Source organism: Amycolatopsis sp. MtRt-6 (genome assembly GCF_017308975.1).
Taxonomy (GTDB): Bacteria; Actinomycetota; Actinomycetes; order Mycobacteriales; family Pseudonocardiaceae; genus Amycolatopsis.
In genome coordinates, this window is record NZ_JADWPD010000017.1 from 118,750 (window position 1) to 133,982 (window position 15,233).

Consider the following 15,233-nt stretch of genomic DNA (forward strand, 5'->3'; position numbering starts at 1 on the left):
GTGGGTAATGCTGCCACGATGACCCCCGTGACCCTTGAACGCGTCCTCGCCCCGCTCGACGCGGCGCTGCCCGAACTCGAAGCGCTGTACATCGACCTCCACCGGCACCCGGAGCTCTCCTTCGCCGAGACCCGGACAGCGTCCGTGCTGGCCCGGCGGCTGGCGGACGACGGCTACGAGGTGCACACCGGCATCGCCGGCACCGGCGTGCTGGGCGTGCTGCGCAACGGCGAGGGCCCGACCGTGCTGCTGCGGGCCGACATCGACGCGCTGCCGGTCGAGGAGAAGACCGGCCTGTCCTACGCCAGCACCGCCCGCGGGACCGACGAGCACGGCACCGACGTCCCGGTCATGCACGCCTGCGGGCACGACATGCACGCCACCTGGCTCTCCGGCGCCGCCGCGCTGCTCGCGAAGGGCCGCGACACCTGGGCCGGCACGCTGCTGGTGGTGTTCCAGCCGGGGGAGGAGGGCGCGGGTGGCGCCGCGGCGATGGTCCGCGACGGCCTGTTCGACATCGCCGGCAAGCCCGACGTCGTGTTCGGGCAGCACCTGGTGCCCGGCCCGGCCGGCTGGGTGCTCACCCGGCCGGGCGTGATCATGGCCGCCACCGACACGCTGCGTGTCACCCTGCACGGCCGCGGCGGGCACGGCTCGCGCCCGGAGACGACCGTCGACCCGGCCGTGCTGGCCGCGTCCGTGGTGCTCAAGCTGCAGACGATTGTCTCGCGCGAGATCGCCGCCACCGACTCGGCCGTGGTCACCGTCGGTTCGCTGCACGTCGGCACCGCGAGCAACGTGATCGCCGACGACGCCGTGCTGGAGGTCAACGTCCGGTCCTTCGACCAGGCCGTGCGCGAGCGGGTGCTGGCCGCGGTCGAGCGGATCGTCCACGGCGAGGCCGCGACGGCCGGCGCGCCAAAGCCGCCCGAGATCGAGCGGTCCGGCGCCTACCCGGTGACCGAGAACGACGAGGCCGCCAACGACGCGCTCACCGAGGTCTTCCGCGGCCACTTCGGCGCCGAGGTCGTGTATCCGGCGCCGCTGATCACCGGCAGCGAGGACTTCAGCGAGTTCGGCCGGGCGGCCGGCGTGCCCTCGGTGTTCTGGCTGGTCGGCGGCTTCGACCCGCAGACGGTCATCACGGCGATGACCGAGGGCCGGTTCGAGCGCGACATCCCGTCGAACCACTCGCCGCGGTTCGCGCCGATCCTGCACCCGACCCTGCGCACCGGCATCGAGACCCTGGTCGTCGCCGCGTTGAGCAAGATGCGTCACCCAGGTGTCGGATGAACCGCGCAAGTGGGACGATGGACAGCGGAGGTGGTGCAGTGACCACGCCCGCCAAGAACTCGGACCCGGTGCTGATCACCGGGGCGGCCCCGTCCTACGAAGAGCAGTTCGCCGCACGCAAGCGCAAGTACGTCATCATGATGGCCTGCCGCATCCCGTGCCTGATCGCGGCCGGGCTGACCTACCACGTGTGGTGGCTGGCGCTGGGCTTCCTGGCGATTTCGGTGCCGCTGCCGTGGATCGCGGTGCTGATCGCCAACGACCGCCCGCCCCGCAAGTCCGAGAAGGTCTCGCGGTACGAGCGCGAGGCGAAGGCGATCGAAGGCACCAGCCACCGGGTGATCGACGGCTGAGTGCCCTGCCGCGGCTTGTCGTGAGTGGTAATTAGGGTTAGAACCCGAATTACCACTCACGAGGGCTGCGGGCCCACCTTCCCGACGGCCAGCGCGCCCAGCCGCGTCCCGTGCCGCAGGACGTCCACAGTGGACTCCCCGGCCAGCCAGCCGATGAGCACGCCCGCGTCGAACGCGTCACCCGCGCCGGTCGAGTCGACGCAGACCGCCTCGACCGCGGGCACGCTGGTGACGCCGTCCGCGTCGACCCAGCTGGCGCCGTCGAGCCCGGCGGTGACCACCACCGCGCCGACCGTGCCGAGCAGTTCCTTCGCGCTCGCCGGGTCGGCCGAACCGGTCAGCGCGACCAGCTCCTCGGTGTTCGGCATCAGCAGGTCGACGCCGCGGACGTCGGCCATGAACGCGGCGGGGTCGGTGATGTGCGCGGCGGCCTGCGGATCGACCGAGGTGGTCAACCCCGCTTCGCGGGCCGCCGCCAGCGCGGCCAGCCCGGCCGCGCGCGACGGCGGGTCGAGCAGCACGTACCCGGACAGGTGCAGGTGGCTCGCCCCGGCGAGGGCCTCGGGGGTGACGTCCTCGGGCGCGAAACGCTGGTTCGCGCCGCGGTCGGCGAGCATGCTGCGCTGCCCCGAGCCGTCGACCATCACCACGACGCAGCAGGTCGGCGCCTCGGGGTCGACGGCGAACACGCACCGCACTCCCGCCGCCTCCAGCTCGGCGCGGATGAGCCGGCCGCCCGGGTCGTCGCCGATCCGCGCGACCAGCGTCGTGTCGGCGCCGAGGGACCGCAGCCACAGCGCCGTGTTGGCGCCCGCGCCGCCGCCGGTGAAGCGGATCTTCGCGCGGGCGTCGCCGCCGTGCGGCAACGGCTTGTCGTGCCGGGCGATCACGTCCAGGGCGGCGTCGCCGACCACCACGATCCCGGTCATGCGAGCGCCACCGCGACCTCGGTCGCCAGCTTCGCGTTGTTCAGCACCAGCGCCTCGTTCGCGTCGATGCTCACGCCGCCACTCGCGGTGTGGAAGTGCTCCAGCAGCACCGGCGTGACGTCGGCGCCGTGCACGCCCCGCTCCGCGACGAGCGCGAGGCCCTCGGCGAGCAGCCGGTCGTGCAGCTCCTTGTCCATTTCGGACGCTTCGGGGATCGGGTTCGCCAGCAGGACACCGGAATCCGCGTACGCGCGGTGCGCGTCGATGACGGCGGCGGCCTGCTTCGGGTCGTCGACCCGCCAGCCGACCTGGTGGCCCGACGAGCGCAGGTAGAACGCCGGGAAGTCGTCGGTGCGGTAGCCCAGCACCGGCACCGAGTTCGTCTCCAGCACCTCGAGGGTGGCCGGGATGTCGAGCACCGACTTCACGCCGGAGCAGACGACCACCGTCGGCACCTTCGCCAGCACGCCGAGGTCGGCCGAGACGTCCCAGGACTGCGCCGCGCCGACGTGCACGCCGCCGAGCCCGCCGGTGGCGAACATGCCGATCCCGGCCGCGGCGGCCAGCGCCGACGTGCTCGCCACGGTCGTCGCGCCGGAGCGGCCGAGGCCGACGGCCGGGCCGAGGTCGCGCAGCGAGAGCTTGTCCAGGCCGGCGTCCGGCGCGCAGACGCGCTCGAGCTCGGCGGGGGAGAGGCCGACGACGACCCGCCCGTCGAGCACCGCGATCGTGGCCGGGACGGCGCCGCCGTCGCGGACCACGCCTTCGAGGCGGCGGGCGACGTCGAGGTTGCGGCCCGGCGGCAGGCCGTGGGACAGGATGGTGCTCTCCAGCGCGACGACGGGGTGCCCGTCACGCAGCGCCGAGGCGACCTCTTCGTGCAGCGAGAGTGCGGTAGTCACGAGGGACCATCATCGGTGATCGGTCCGCTCGCCGCGCCAGTGGGTCAGCTCGGCGGTCAGGTTCTTTTCGGCGGCGCTCGCCCAGCGTGTTCGCGCGGCTTCGCTGCGGTAAAGCTCGCGCGCGAGCATGCGTTCCAGGACGGCGATGCGGCCTTCGCGCCAGACGTCGTCGGGGTACTTCGCGTACTCCTCGCGCACGCCTTCCGCGTAGGCCGCGTAGCGCTCTTCGGACGCGCCGAGGATCGCCAGGTCGGCGTCGAGCAGGGCCGTGGCCAGGAGGTCGTCCGGCGGCGCGGCGTGGTTGATCGTCGCGAGGATGAGGCCTTCGACCCGCTCGACGTGCGCTTCGGCCACGCCTTCGAGTGCGTCGCGGGCCCAGGCCGCGCTGGCTCGCTCGTCTTCGCCGGGCTTCGCGTCGTACACGACGTCGTGCGTCCAGGCCGCGACGGCGACGATCGCGCGGTCGGTGTCGCCGAGGCCTTCGGCCAGCCAGGCGGAGTCGCGCGCGACAGCGGCCGCGTGGGTGAGCGTGTGGTAGCGGCGGTGGGGCTCGGCGTAGCGGGCTTCGAGCCGCGGCCAGGCGTCGGGCGTGCCGCCGAGCTTGCCGATCGCGTCGGGCCAGCGCATCAGTCAAAGATCCCGCGCGGCCGGGCGAGGAGGTTGAGCCAGTCCTCGAGCTGTTTTTCCCAGTCGACGTCCGGCTTCATGGTGAACATCCCGAGGAAGTCCTGGCCGCGGCCGCCGAAGCCGCCGGTCTTGCTCACCCGGACCCGCTTGGTGACCTCGAGCACGACGTCGGTGCGCTCGGCCGACGTCAGGAAGGTGACCGCGACCTGGGAGAAGACGCTCGCGAAGCGCGGCGAAGGCGTGAAGCGGATCTCCTGGAAGAACGGCAGCTGCTGCCGGGCGCCGTCGACCCGGCCCTGTTCGAGGACGGCCTCGCGGAAGGTGAAGCCGATCCGGCTCAGCGCGTCGAGGACCCGCTTCTGGGCCGGGAGCGGTTCGATCGCGACGGCGTCGGCGTCGAACGGGTCACTGACCGCGGCGGCCAGGTCGAGCTCGGCCCGCACGCCGACCGCCATGCCGGCCAGCGGCTTGGCGTAGACGCTGGTCACCGGCGTCTCCCAGGGCAGTGGCACCTCGAACGGCACCCGGACCTGCCGCCCCGCCTGGATCGTCTCTTTCCCGACCAGGTGCTGGGTGCCGAAGGGGAGGTCTTCGGTCTTGCCGCCGTCGACCTGGACGCGGGCGAGCAGCGTCACCGAGAGGCCCTTGATCTCCTGGTCGACCTCGCCGCCGAGCAGCAGGACCTCGCCGTGGAGCGGGCGGCCGGGGGCGGCGGTGGAGTCCAGGAGCCGGGCGTCGATCCGCGCGCCACCCGAGCCGAACGTCGCGAGCACCTTCTGGAACATGCCGTGGATCCTGCCAGGCCGGAGACGTTTCGCGCGGGGACTCGGGCACAATGGTCGGGTGAGCACCGAGACGCTGACGAAGCCGGAAACCACGCCCGAGGGCACGGACACCACCGACGACGACTCGCCGAAGATGTTCCACTACGTGAAGAAGAACAAGATCGCCGAGAGCGCGGTCATGGGCACTCACGTGGTGGCGCTGTGCGGCGAGGTCTTCCCGGTGACGAAGTCGCCGAAGCCCGGGTCGCCGGTCTGCCCGGCCTGCAAGGAGATCTACGACAGTCTCCGTCCGGGCAAATAACCGGGCCTGAACTCCCCGGCGGGTGTCCCCGCCGGGGCTTTCCGCTGTCCGGAATCGGACAAGTTGTCGAACAAACGTGAATAACCTTCATTCGGCGGGTGTGCCGGGTGCGGGAGTCCTGGTAGATCCTCCCGAGCCAGGTCCCTCTCACCCACCGGAGTCGCACATGCGCAGAACCGGGATCGTGCTCACCCTCGCCGCCCTGCTCGCCGTGGTTTCGCCCGCGCCGGCCCAGGCCGTCACCGGCTGGACGGAGGTCGGGTCCGACAACGCCCGGGCCCTCGACGAGAGCCAGGGGCTCGCGACGATCGTGCGGCCGTCGGGCACGACGATCCGCTACACCGGGATCGGCACGATCCCGGCCGACCTGAACTCGCAGGGCTGGAACCACGTCGGCGACCCGGGCTCGGCCCAGGGCTGGTACGTCGAGCCCTACCAGCGTGACGACCGCGGCGCGAAGCTCTTCCGCGTCCAGGCCCCGGACGGCTCGTGGGCGAACTACAAGCACACCCTCGAGTCGTGGGAAGCGAACAACAACTCCTTCGCCGCGGTGTCACCGGACGCCCGCTGGCTGGTGGCGGGGGAGTGGGGCACCATGAGCCGGCTTCTGGTGCACCCGATGCCCGGAGTGGTGGCCACGAACCCGGCGCAGAACCTGCCGCTGGCCGGCACGATCCGCCTGGACCACGCGGTCCGCGACATCCAGGGCTGCGACTTCCAGACCGCGACCCGCCTGCTCTGCGCGTCCGACGACCCGGACGGCAGCCTCTTCGGCACGACGAAGCCGCTCCTCCAGGTCGACCTGGCCGGCCCGCTGTCCGGCTCGGACGTCACCGCCCACGTGACGTCACTGGGCCAGCTCCCGCTCCGCAGCGGCTGCTCGGGCTCGTTCGAGGTCGAGGGCATCGACTTCGACGAGCGCGACAACACGCTCCGCGTGGTGGTCATGTCCCCGAGCATCTGCATCCTCTTCGACAGCAAGACCTACCGCTTCCGCCAGTGAGCGGAAACGGGCATCACGCGTGACTGCGGGGGCATCACCCGTGATCCAGCGGGCATCACGCGTGATTGGACGGGCATCGGAGTGATGCCCCGCCAATCACGCGTGATGCCCCTCTGATCACGGGTGATGCCCCTTGGATCACGCGAGTTCCGGGTTGAGGGACTCCGTGTCCGGGGCTTGGGCCGGGGTGTGGCGGTTGTTGCGGCGGGTGCGGCGGCGTTCCTTGCGGGTCTCGACCATCGTGTAGAGGGTCGGGACCAGGACCAGGGTCAGCAGCGTCGAGCTGACCAGGCCGCCGATCACCACGATCGCCAGCGGCTGGCCGATGAAGCCGCCCTGGCCGGTGAGGCCCAGCGCCATCGGGACCAGCGCGAAGATGGTCGCCGCCGCCGTCATCAGGATCGGGCGCAGCCGGCGCCGGCCGCCTTCGGTGACGGCGTCGGCGACGCTCATCCCCTCCGCCCGGTACTGGTTGATCAGGTCGATCAGCACGATCGCGTTCGTCACGACGATGCCGACCAGCATCAGCATCCCGATCAGCGCCGGCAGGCCGAGCGCGGTGCCGGTGGCCAGCAGCAGCCCGATCGCGCCGGTCGCCGCGAACGGGATCGACACCAGCAGGATCAGCGGCTGGATCAGGCTCCGGAACGTCGCGACCATGATCAGGAACACGATCGCGATGGCCGCGAGCAGCGCCAGGAACAGGTTCGAGAACGCCTCCTGCTGGTCCTGGCTGACGCCGCCGAGCGAGTACGCCGCGCCGCCGGTGAACGTCAGTCCGTCCAGCTTGGACTTGATGTCGGCGGTCGTCTTGCTCAGGTCGGCACCGGTGCTCTTCGCGGTCACCGTGGTGCTCAGGTCGCCGCCGGTGCGGTGCACCGCGGCCGGGCCGTCCACAGTGGACACGCGAGCCACCTCGTCGAGCCGGACGACGCCGCCCGGGCCCGGGATCGGCAGCCCGCGCACCTGATCGACCGTGACCGGGGCCGTGCCGGCGCGCAGCACGATGTCCGTGCGCTGCCCGTCGACCGGCAGCTGCGTCACCGTGCGCCCGGCGATCGCCTGGTTGGCGACCTGCCCGATGGTGCTCGCCGACAACCCGCGCGCGGCGGCCGCGGCGTCGTCCACCTCGACCTGCACCCGCGGCGAACCGACACTCAGGTCGCTCGAAACCTCGGTCAGCCCGGCCACCCCGCCCAGCGCCCGCACCACCTGGTCGGACGCCGGCTTCAGCGCGGCCTCCGACGGCGCGGTGACCGTCACCGAGACCTGGTCGGAGCTGAACCCGGAGGCGTCCGCCCCGATCTTGATCTCGCCCAGCTCGGGCCGCGACGTCAGCTTCGCGCGCAGGCGGTCCGACAGCGCGTCGAGGTCGGTGTCCTTGGCGACGGTGACCGAGATGCTCGTGTTCGTCCCGCCGCCGTAGCCGAACACCCCGTCGCCACCGATGCTGACCTGGTAAGTCTGCACCGCGGGCTCGGCGGCGAGGGCCTGCTCGACCGCCGTGGCCGCCTTCTCCTTCGCCTCGACGCTGGTGCCGGCGGGCAGCTTCTGCGTCATGTTCAGCGTGGTGCCACCGGAGGAGTCGAGGAAGTTCGTGTTGAGCCGCGTCGCGAGCCCGACCGTGCCGGCGAAGATCAGCAGGGCCAGCAGCACGACGGTCAGCCGCCGCCGGGTCGCGAACCGGATCACCGGCAGGTAGGCGCGCTGCAGGATGCCGCGGCGTTCCTTCTCGACGGCCGCTTCGCGCGCCCGCTCGGCCTCGACGGCGTCGGCCGGCACCGCGGGCCGCTTCAGGAACCAGTACGCCAGCACGGGAACCACGGTCAGCGACACGAGCAACGACGCCAGCAGCGCCACCGTGACCGTGATCGCGAAGGGGGAGAACAGCTCGCCGACGAACCCGCCGACGAACGCGATCGGCAGGAACACCGCGACGGTCGTCAGCGTGGACGAAGTGACCGCGCCGGCCACCTCGCGGACGCCGTCGAGCACCGCGCGTTGCTTGCCTTCGCCGTACGCGAGATGGCGTTTGATGTTCTCCAGCACGACGATCGAGTCGTCGACCACCCGGCCGATCGCGATGGTCAGCGCGCCGAGCGTGAGCAGGTTGAGCGACAGGTCGCCGGTCCACAGCGCGAGCAGCGCGACCACCACCGACAGCGGGATCGACACCGCGGTCACCAGCGTCGAGCGCACCGACAGCAGGAACAGCAGGATGACGACGACCGCGAACGCCAGCCCCAGCAGGCCTTCGGTGGTCAGGCCGCTGATCGCGTCCTTCACCGGGGTGCCCTGGTCGAACACGACGCTCATCTCGGCGCCGGTCTTCTTCGCCAGCTCCGGCAGCTTGCCGCGGACCGCGTCGGAGATCGCGACGGCGTTCCCGTTGTCCACCATGGTGATCGAGAGGCCGAGGCTCGGCTTGCCGTTGGTGCGCGTGATCGACGTCGGCGGTGCGAATCCGGCCTGGACGTCGGCGACGTCACCCAGCTTCACCGGGCCCTGCGCCGGGGCGCCCGCCCGCGCGGCCGGCGTCAGGTACAGGTTGCGGAGACTGTCCACAGTGGTCTGGCCGCCGCCGACCTGCACCGACAGCGTCCTGCCGTTCTCGGTCAGCGTCCCGGCCGGCACCGCGGCACCGGCCGTCTGCAGCGTGGTCGCGATCGACGCCGGGTCGACACCAGCCGCCGCCAGCTTCGCGTAGTCGAGCGTGATCGTGACGCGCGGCTGCTGCACGCCGGTGACGGTGACCGTGCGGACGCCGTCGATCTTCCGCAGCTCCGGCGCGACCTGGTCGGTCAGCGCGGGCGCGAGTGCCTGCGGGTCTCCCGTGGTGCCCGCGGCGACCAGCACCACCGGCAGGTCGTCGGTGCCGCCCGCGGACACGGCGGGCTCGGTGTTCTGCGGCAGCCGCGGCCGGACCTGGTTCACCACCTGCTGGATCCGGGAGACGGCGGCGTCGATGTCCGTGCCGAACTCGAACTGCGCGACGATCCGCGAAACGCCGTCCGACGACGTCGAAGTGATCTGCTCCAGGCCCTTCAGCCCCTGGAGCCCGCCTTCGAGCGGCTCGGAGACCTGCCGGTCGACCGCGTCCGGCGACGCCCCCGGGTACGCCGTGACGATCTGCGCCTGCGGGAACTGCAGTGACGGGAACAGCTGCTGCTTGAGCTGCGGCAGCGCGAAGGCGCCGAAGCCGACGACCACCAGCGCCAGCAGGCCGATCAGGCTCCGGTTGCGCAGGCTCAATCTGGCCAGCACGGACATGACGTGAAAACCCCCTCGGGAACGACGCCGGCACCCCCGCCGGTGTCAATGGCCCGCGAAGCCTTTCACGCTGATGCTGAGGAGCGACTCAGTCTGAGGGTGGATTCCGGGTCGTCCCTTCGGAGGACACCCGGCCCGGCGCAGCGCTGGGTGCCGGTTCCGGCGCGCTCGGTGACGTCGTGTCCTCTTCGGACGGCCCGGGCTCAGGCTCGGGCTCGGTGCCGTTGGGGGAGACGTCTTCGGGGCGCGGGCGCCGCAGCGGCGTGGTCGAGCGCTCCCACAGCGTGCGGCCCTCCTCCGAGCGCAGCCGCTCCGAGGCGCGTTCCATCTCCAGCCGCCGCCACTTGCGCCGCTGCCGCCGCGTCGCCTTCGCCGGCCACAGTTCCTGGATCGCGCTGTTGAAGTACGCCCCGCCGACCACGGCCAGCCCGATGAAGAACATCAGCAGCAGGAACGCGATCGGCGCGGCCAGCGCGCCGTAGGTGTAGCCGGTCTTGGTGATCCAGTTCAGGTAGACGCGCAGGCCGACCGAAGAGAGCAGGAACACGACCATGGCGAGCACCGCGCCGGGCAGCCCGCGGTGCCACGGCAGCTTCCGCGGCAGCGCGAGCTTGTACAGCGTGGTCAGCGCGAGGGTGATCATCACGCCGAGGGTGGGGAAGTAGAGCGCGCTCACCCACGACGACACCGTCGGCCGCCAGTCCGCCGGGAAGAACTCCGGCAGCAGGTCGGGGCCGATCGCCAGCAGCGGCAGCCCGACCACCAGGATCACCAGGCCGCACAGGTAAAGCAGGAGCGCGAAGATCCGCTGCCAGACGTCGTTGCGGACGCCGTACTGGTCGTGCGCGACGGTGATCGCGTCCACGAACGACGACATCGCCGACGAACCGGCCCACAGCGAGATCAGGAAGCCGACCGAGACGATCTCGCCCTTGCCGACGGTGAGGATGCTGTTCACGGTCGGTTCGATGATGTCCTGGACGGCGTTCGTGCTGAAGACCGTCCGGCAGAAGCCGATGATGCGGTCGTGCACGGCCGTGACGACGCCGGTGCCGAACCACTCGCCGACGAAACCCAGGGCGCCGAGCAGGCCGAGCAGCAGCGGCGGGAGCGACAGCGTCTGCCAGAAGGCCGCCTCGGCGGCCTCGGAGAAGATGTTCCCGTCCCACGCCTTGCCGAGCGTGCGCGTGAGCAGACGCCACGGCCCCTTGCGGACCACCTTCGTCGCTCCGGACGGCTGCACCTCACCCATGACGTCTCCAGCATGGTCCATCCCTGCTGATTTGGCTCGTCACACCCCCTGCGGCCGGGCGTGTCGGCGGACATCACCCGTGCCGGTGCCCGGAACTGTCGGACCCGGCCGGTAGACTCGCTCCAGTGCCCTCACCGCAGTTGCTGACACCGAAGTCGGTACCACAGTGAGGGTTTTCGCACGTCAACGGCTTGAGCGAGGGGGAGGACCGGCATGACGGAGACGCAGCTCGGGGCACCTCCCGCGGAGAAGGACTCGACCGCGCGCCCGCTGCGGGCGTGGCAGCGGCGGGCGCTCACGAAGTACCTGACGCAGAAGCCGAAGGACTTCCTCGCGGTGGCGACGCCCGGCGCCGGCAAGACGGTGTTCGGCCTCCGGATCGCGGCGGAGCTGCTGAGCGACCGCACGGTCGAGGCGATCACCATCGTCACCCCGACCGAGCACCTCAAGCACCAGTGGGCGGCCTCGGCCGCGGCGGCCGGCATCGCCATCGACTCGAACTTCCGCAACACCACCGGCGTCACCTCGTCCGACTACAACGGCGTCGCGCTGACGTACGCGCAGGTCGCGGCGCACCCGACGCTGCACCGGGTGCGCACGGAGAACCGCAAGACGCTGGTGATCCTCGACGAGATCCACCACGGCGGCGACGCGAAGAGCTGGGGCGACGCGATCCGCGAGGCGTTCACCCCGGCCGTCCGGCGCCTGTCCCTGACCGGGACCCCGTTCCGGTCGGATGATTCGGCCATTCCGTTCGTGACGTACGAGCCGGACGCGGGCGGCTTCCAGCGCAGCAAGGCCGACCACGCGTACGGCTACGCGGACGCGCTGGCCGACGGCGTGGTCCGGCCGGTCGTCTTCCTGGCGTACTCGGGTGAGGCGTCCTGGCGCACGAGCGCGGGCGAGGAGTTCACCGCCCGGCTCGGCGAGCCGCTGACGGCGGAGCAGAACGCCCGGGCGTGGCGCACGGCGCTCGACCCGGCGGGCGAGTGGATCCCGGCGGTGCTGCAGGCGGCCGACACGCGGTTGTCGCAGGTCCGCCAGAGCGTGCCGGACGCCGGCGGCCTGGTGATCGCGACCGACCAGGAGTCGGCGCGGGCGTACGCGAAGATCCTGGAGCGCATCTCGGGCGAGACGCCGACGCTGGTGCTCTCGGACGACCCGAAGGCCTCGGGCCGGATCAAGGAGTTCTCCGAGACGAACGAGCGCTGGATCGTGGCGGTCCGCATGGTCTCGGAGGGCGTCGACGTTCCGCGGCTGGCGGTGGGCGTGTACGCGACGAGCGCGTCGACGCCGCTGTTCTTCGCCCAGGCGATCGGCCGCTACGTGCGGGCGAGGAAGAAGGGCGAGACGGCGAGCGTGTTCCTGCCGTCGGTGCCGGTGCTGCTGGAGCTGGCCAGCGAGCTGGAGGCGCAGCGCGACCACGTGCTCGGCAAGCCGCACCGGGAGAAGGAAGGCTGGGAGGACGAGCTCCTCGCCCAGGCCAACCGCACCGAGGACGAGCCGGGCGAGGAGGAGAAGGCGTTCACGTCCCTGGGCGCCTCGGCCGAGCTCGACCAGGTCATCTACGACGGCAACTCGTTCGGCACGGCGGTGTTCTCGGGCTCGGACGAGGAGCAGGAGTACCTGGGCCTGCCGGGGCTCCTGGAGCCGGACCAGGTCCGCGCCCTGCTGCGCAAGCGGCAGGAGGAGCAGATCGCGGACGAGAAGCGCCGCAAGCCGGCCAAGGAGGAGGCCCCGCCGCCGGCGGCTCGCCCCCAGTCCGTGAGCGAGCGGCTCGGGGCGTTGCGCAAGGAGCTGAACGCGCTGGTGGGGATGTACCACCACCGCACGAAGAAGCCGCACGGGGCGATCCACAACGAGCTGCGCCGGGTCTGCGGTGGGCCGGTGACCGCCATGGCGACCGTCGAGCAGCTGGAAGAGCGGATCGTGACGCTGCGATCCTGGTAGCGCCCCCCGGCAAGCGCCCCGATGTGGCCTTGGGGCGCGGGGCGGTCGCCCGGGAGGCTGAAGTTGGCGGTCACCGTCCGTTCCCGGGACGGCCGGATCACCGCACCGCCAGGCTTGTGACGCTGCGTATCGCCTTGTCACCGACAGACTGCCCGTCCGTCTCCCGGCGAATGGCCATCCGGGTACCTCCGGGCCGAAACTTCGCAAGTCGGCGACCAATCCCGGCGCGCAGTCGTGGATTCGCCACGGGGTTGCGCTCGGTGCACACGACCGGCCTAACGTCACACCTTGATGAAACCTCGATGTAACTAACCGTGAGTGCTGGCGATCACATCGTCAGCGGATCTACTCTTTCCGGGCGAGGTTCAGCCCGTGTTGCCGAACCGTGTCCAATTGGTGTCATTTAATCGATCCAGCTATCTTCCCCGCAGCCGCTCAGCGGCATATGTTGTCGCCCACAACATATGCGCGACGGTGCGCCGGGCCTCCCCGGATCACCGCCTCGCTGGCCCGAAGCACACGCCGACGGCCGCTCGTCACCAATGCTTGGATCCGGAAGGAACGAGGATGCGCAGCAGAACCCTTACCCTCCTCGCCGCCACGGTGAGCGCCGGCCTGGTGCTGACCGCCTGCGGTACCAACAGTTCGAACAGCGGGGGCACGGGGAGCAACTCCGCTTCCGCGCCCGCTCCGGCCGGTGGCGGCGCCAGCGGCAAGGTCGGCGTCATCCTGCCGGAGACCGCCAGCTCGGCCCGCTGGGAAGCCTTCGACAAGCCGATGCTCCAGGCCGCCCTCGCGGCCCAGGGCTTCGAGGCCGACGTCCAGAACGCCCAGGGCGACGCCCAGAAGTTCAGCAGCCTGGCCGACGGCTTCATCAGCTCCGGCGTCAAGGTCCTGGTCATCGCCCCGGCCGACCCGGCCGTCGGTGCCGCCGTCGAGGCCAAGGCGAAGACCGCGGGCATCCCGGTCATCAACTACGACCGCCCGAGCCTGGGCGGCAGCGCCGAGTACTACGTCTCGTTCGACAACGAGAAGGTCGGCCAGCTGCAGGGCCAGGCCATGGCGGACGCGCTGAAGGACAAGCCGGGTGCCGGCGTCGTCCAGATCGAGGGCGCTCCGACCGACAACAACGCGACGCTGTTCACCAAGGGCCAGGACTCCGTCCTCGACCCGCTGTTCTCGGCCGGCACCCTGAAGCGGATCCAGAAGCAGCCGATCAACGACTGGGACAACCAGCTCGGCGGCACGACGTTCGAGCAGATCTTCACCGCCAACGGCGGCAAGGTCGACGGCGTCGTCGCGGCGAACGACGGCCTGGCCGGCGCGGTCATCACGATCCTCAAGAAGAACGGCCTGAACGGCAAGATCCCGGTCACCGGCCAGGACGCCACCGCCGACGGCCTGATGGCGGTCATGCGCGGCGACCAGTACATGACCGTCTTCAAGCCGATCAAGGAAGAGGCCGAGGCCACCGCCAAGCTGGCGGCCGCGCTGGCCAAGGGCGACAAGGCCGCCGCCGACGCCATCGCGACCGGCAAGCTGCACGACCCGCAGAACAACCGGGACATCAAGTCCGTGCTGCTGACCCCGACGACGATCCTGGCGAAGGACATCAAGACCGTGGTCACCCAGGGCTACGTGAAGGCGACCGAGATCTGCGGTGGCGACCTCGCCGCCAAGTGCACCTCGCTCGGCATCTCCTGAGCCCCCGCTCCACCCCATGAACAGCCGGGCCGGGACGCGCACCCCGACGGTGCGTCCCGGCCCGGTCCCCACCCAGGAGAAAGCCCATCCATGAGTGAGCCCATTCTCGAGATCAAGGGCCTGAACAAGAGCTTCGGCCCCGTCCACGTCCTCCACGACGTGGACTTCGACGTGCGTGCGGGCGAAGTGACCGCACTCGTCGGCGACAACGGCGCCGGCAAGTCGACGCTCGTCAAGTGCATCGCCGGCATCCACCCGTACGACTCGGGGGCCGTGCGGTTCAACGGGCAGGACGCCCACATCCGCGGCCCGCGCGACGCCGCGGACCTCGGCATCGAGGTCGTCTACCAGGACCTCGCGCTCGCCGACAACCTCGACATCGTCCAGAACATGTTCCTCGGCCGCGAGCGCGGCAGCTCGTGGAAGCTCGACGAAGCCAGCATGGAGAAGGCCGCCCGCGAGACGCTGGCCTCCCTGTCGGTCCGGACCGTGAAGTCGGTCCGCACGCCGGTCTCCTCGCTGTCCGGTGGCCAGCGGCAGACCGTCGCCATCGCGAAGTCGGTGCTGTGGAACAGCAAGGTCGTCGTGCTCGACGAGCCGACCGCCGCCCTCGGTGTCGCGCAGACCCGGCAGGTGCTCGACCTGGTCCGCCGGCTGGCCGAGCAGGGCCTCGGGGTCGTGCTGATCAGCCACAACATGGCCGACGTGTTCGAGGTCGCCGACCGCATCGCGGTGCTCTACCTCGGCCGGCTCGTCGCCGAGGTGCACACGAAGGACGTCACCCACGGCCAGGTCGTGGAGCTGATCACCGCGGGTCGCTCCGGTGACCTCGGCCTGGCCCGGCCCGAAGCCGTGGTCCTGTGA

At 71.1% G+C, this 15,233-nt stretch carries 13 protein-coding genes; 7 read left to right on the top strand and 6 right to left on the bottom strand.

Annotated elements, in window-relative coordinates; all coding sequences use genetic code 11:
- Window positions 1–27: 27 nt before the first annotated feature.
- Window positions 28–1,293 (top strand): amidohydrolase, encoded by a 1,266-nt coding sequence (locus tag I4Q55_RS27100; protein WP_374194493.1) that lies wholly within the window; start codon window positions 28–30, stop codon window positions 1,291–1,293.
- A 17-nt stretch (window positions 1,294–1,310) separates the two neighbouring features.
- Window positions 1,311–1,646, top strand: a complete 336-nt coding sequence (locus I4Q55_RS27105; RefSeq protein WP_206791637.1) for a DUF3099 domain-containing protein — start codon at window positions 1,311–1,313, stop codon at window positions 1,644–1,646.
- A gap of 56 nt (window positions 1,647–1,702) precedes the next feature.
- Here the strand turns inward: I4Q55_RS27105 and I4Q55_RS27110 are convergent, their stop codons facing one another.
- The 4 genes from I4Q55_RS27110 to I4Q55_RS27125 are packed head-to-tail and all read right to left on the bottom strand — an operon-like array spanning window position 1,703 to window position 4,889.
- The gene (locus I4Q55_RS27110) at window positions 1,703–2,575 is read right to left on the bottom strand and encodes a carbohydrate kinase family protein (protein WP_206791523.1); all 873 of its coding nucleotides are present in this window, start codon (window positions 2,573–2,575) and stop codon (window positions 1,703–1,705) included.
- Window positions 2,572–3,477 (bottom strand): pseudouridine-5'-phosphate glycosidase, encoded by a 906-nt coding sequence (locus tag I4Q55_RS27115; protein WP_206791524.1) that lies wholly within the window; start codon window positions 3,475–3,477, stop codon window positions 2,572–2,574. The genes I4Q55_RS27110 and I4Q55_RS27115 overlap by 4 nt, the downstream gene beginning before the upstream one ends.
- Window positions 3,478–3,486: 9 nt before the next feature.
- The gene (locus tag I4Q55_RS27120) at window positions 3,487–4,104 is read right to left on the bottom strand and encodes an HD domain-containing protein (RefSeq protein ID WP_206791525.1); all 618 of its coding nucleotides are present in this window, start codon (window positions 4,102–4,104) and stop codon (window positions 3,487–3,489) included.
- Window positions 4,104–4,889 carry a sporulation protein gene (locus I4Q55_RS27125; protein ID WP_206791526.1) on the bottom strand — a complete coding sequence of 262 codons (786 nt, stop codon included), beginning with the start codon at window positions 4,887–4,889 and terminating at the stop codon, window positions 4,104–4,106. Before I4Q55_RS27125 ends, I4Q55_RS27120 begins: the two co-directional genes overlap by 1 nt.
- 58 nt (window positions 4,890–4,947) lie before the next feature.
- Here I4Q55_RS27125 and I4Q55_RS27130 point away from each other — a divergent pair, with 58 nt between their 5' ends.
- Both I4Q55_RS27130 and I4Q55_RS27135 read left to right on the top strand, forming a co-directional pair.
- Window positions 4,948–5,190 carry a DUF3039 domain-containing protein gene (locus I4Q55_RS27130; protein WP_004561020.1) on the top strand — a complete coding sequence of 81 codons (243 nt, stop codon included), beginning with the start codon at window positions 4,948–4,950 and terminating at the stop codon, window positions 5,188–5,190.
- Window positions 5,191–5,356: 166 nt separating this feature from the next.
- On the top strand, window positions 5,357–6,193 hold the full coding sequence (locus tag I4Q55_RS27135) for a hypothetical protein (protein WP_206791528.1): 837 nt from the start codon (window positions 5,357–5,359) through the stop codon (window positions 6,191–6,193).
- A 138-nt stretch (window positions 6,194–6,331) separates the two neighbouring features.
- Here the strand turns inward: I4Q55_RS27135 and I4Q55_RS27140 are convergent, their stop codons facing one another.
- Window positions 6,332–9,463, bottom strand: coding sequence for an efflux RND transporter permease subunit (locus I4Q55_RS27140; RefSeq protein ID WP_206791530.1), 3,132 nt, complete (start codon window positions 9,461–9,463; stop codon window positions 6,332–6,334).
- 88 nt (window positions 9,464–9,551) lie between these two features.
- Window positions 9,552–10,715, bottom strand: a complete 1,164-nt coding sequence (locus tag I4Q55_RS27145) for a YihY/virulence factor BrkB family protein (RefSeq protein ID WP_206791532.1) — start codon at window positions 10,713–10,715, stop codon at window positions 9,552–9,554.
- A gap of 213 nt (window positions 10,716–10,928) precedes the next feature.
- Here I4Q55_RS27145 and I4Q55_RS27150 point away from each other — a divergent pair, with 213 nt between their 5' ends.
- From I4Q55_RS27150 to I4Q55_RS27160, 3 genes are all read left to right on the top strand, one after another.
- Window positions 10,929–12,665 (top strand): DEAD/DEAH box helicase, encoded by a 1,737-nt coding sequence (locus tag I4Q55_RS27150; protein ID WP_206791533.1) that lies wholly within the window; start codon window positions 10,929–10,931, stop codon window positions 12,663–12,665.
- A 567-nt stretch (window positions 12,666–13,232) separates the two neighbouring features.
- Window positions 13,233–14,369: a sugar ABC transporter substrate-binding protein gene (locus I4Q55_RS27155; protein ID WP_206791535.1), complete on the top strand. Its 1,137-nt coding sequence runs from the start codon at window positions 13,233–13,235 to the stop codon at window positions 14,367–14,369.
- A gap of 90 nt (window positions 14,370–14,459) precedes the next feature.
- Window positions 14,460–15,233: an ATP-binding cassette domain-containing protein gene (locus tag I4Q55_RS27160; RefSeq protein ID WP_206791537.1), complete on the top strand. Its 774-nt coding sequence runs from the start codon at window positions 14,460–14,462 to the stop codon at window positions 15,231–15,233.

Excerpts from the sequence above, each read along its gene's own strand:
- I4Q55_RS27120 (WP_206791525.1), bottom strand. The coding sequence starts at position 4,104 with ATGCGCTGGCCCGACGCGATCGGCAAGCTCGGCGGCACGCCCGACGCC.
- I4Q55_RS27160 (WP_206791537.1), top strand. The coding sequence starts at position 14,460 with ATGAGTGAGCCCATTCTCGAGATCAAGGGCCTGAACAAGAGCTTCGGC.
- I4Q55_RS27105 (WP_206791637.1), top strand. The coding sequence starts at position 1,311 with ATGGACAGCGGAGGTGGTGCAGTGACCACGCCCGCCAAGAACTCGGAC.
- I4Q55_RS27110 (WP_206791523.1), bottom strand. The coding sequence starts at position 2,575 with ATGACCGGGATCGTGGTGGTCGGCGACGCCGCCCTGGACGTGATCGCC.
- I4Q55_RS27150 (WP_206791533.1), top strand. The coding sequence starts at position 10,929 with ATGACGGAGACGCAGCTCGGGGCACCTCCCGCGGAGAAGGACTCGACC.
- I4Q55_RS27125 (WP_206791526.1), bottom strand. The coding sequence starts at position 4,889 with ATGTTCCAGAAGGTGCTCGCGACGTTCGGCTCGGGTGGCGCGCGGATC.
- I4Q55_RS27145 (WP_206791532.1), bottom strand. The coding sequence starts at position 10,715 with ATGGGTGAGGTGCAGCCGTCCGGAGCGACGAAGGTGGTCCGCAAGGGG.
- I4Q55_RS27140 (WP_206791530.1), bottom strand. The coding sequence starts at position 9,463 with ATGTCCGTGCTGGCCAGATTGAGCCTGCGCAACCGGAGCCTGATCGGC.
- I4Q55_RS27155 (WP_206791535.1), top strand. The coding sequence starts at position 13,233 with ATGCGCAGCAGAACCCTTACCCTCCTCGCCGCCACGGTGAGCGCCGGC.
- I4Q55_RS27135 (WP_206791528.1), top strand. The coding sequence starts at position 5,357 with ATGCGCAGAACCGGGATCGTGCTCACCCTCGCCGCCCTGCTCGCCGTG.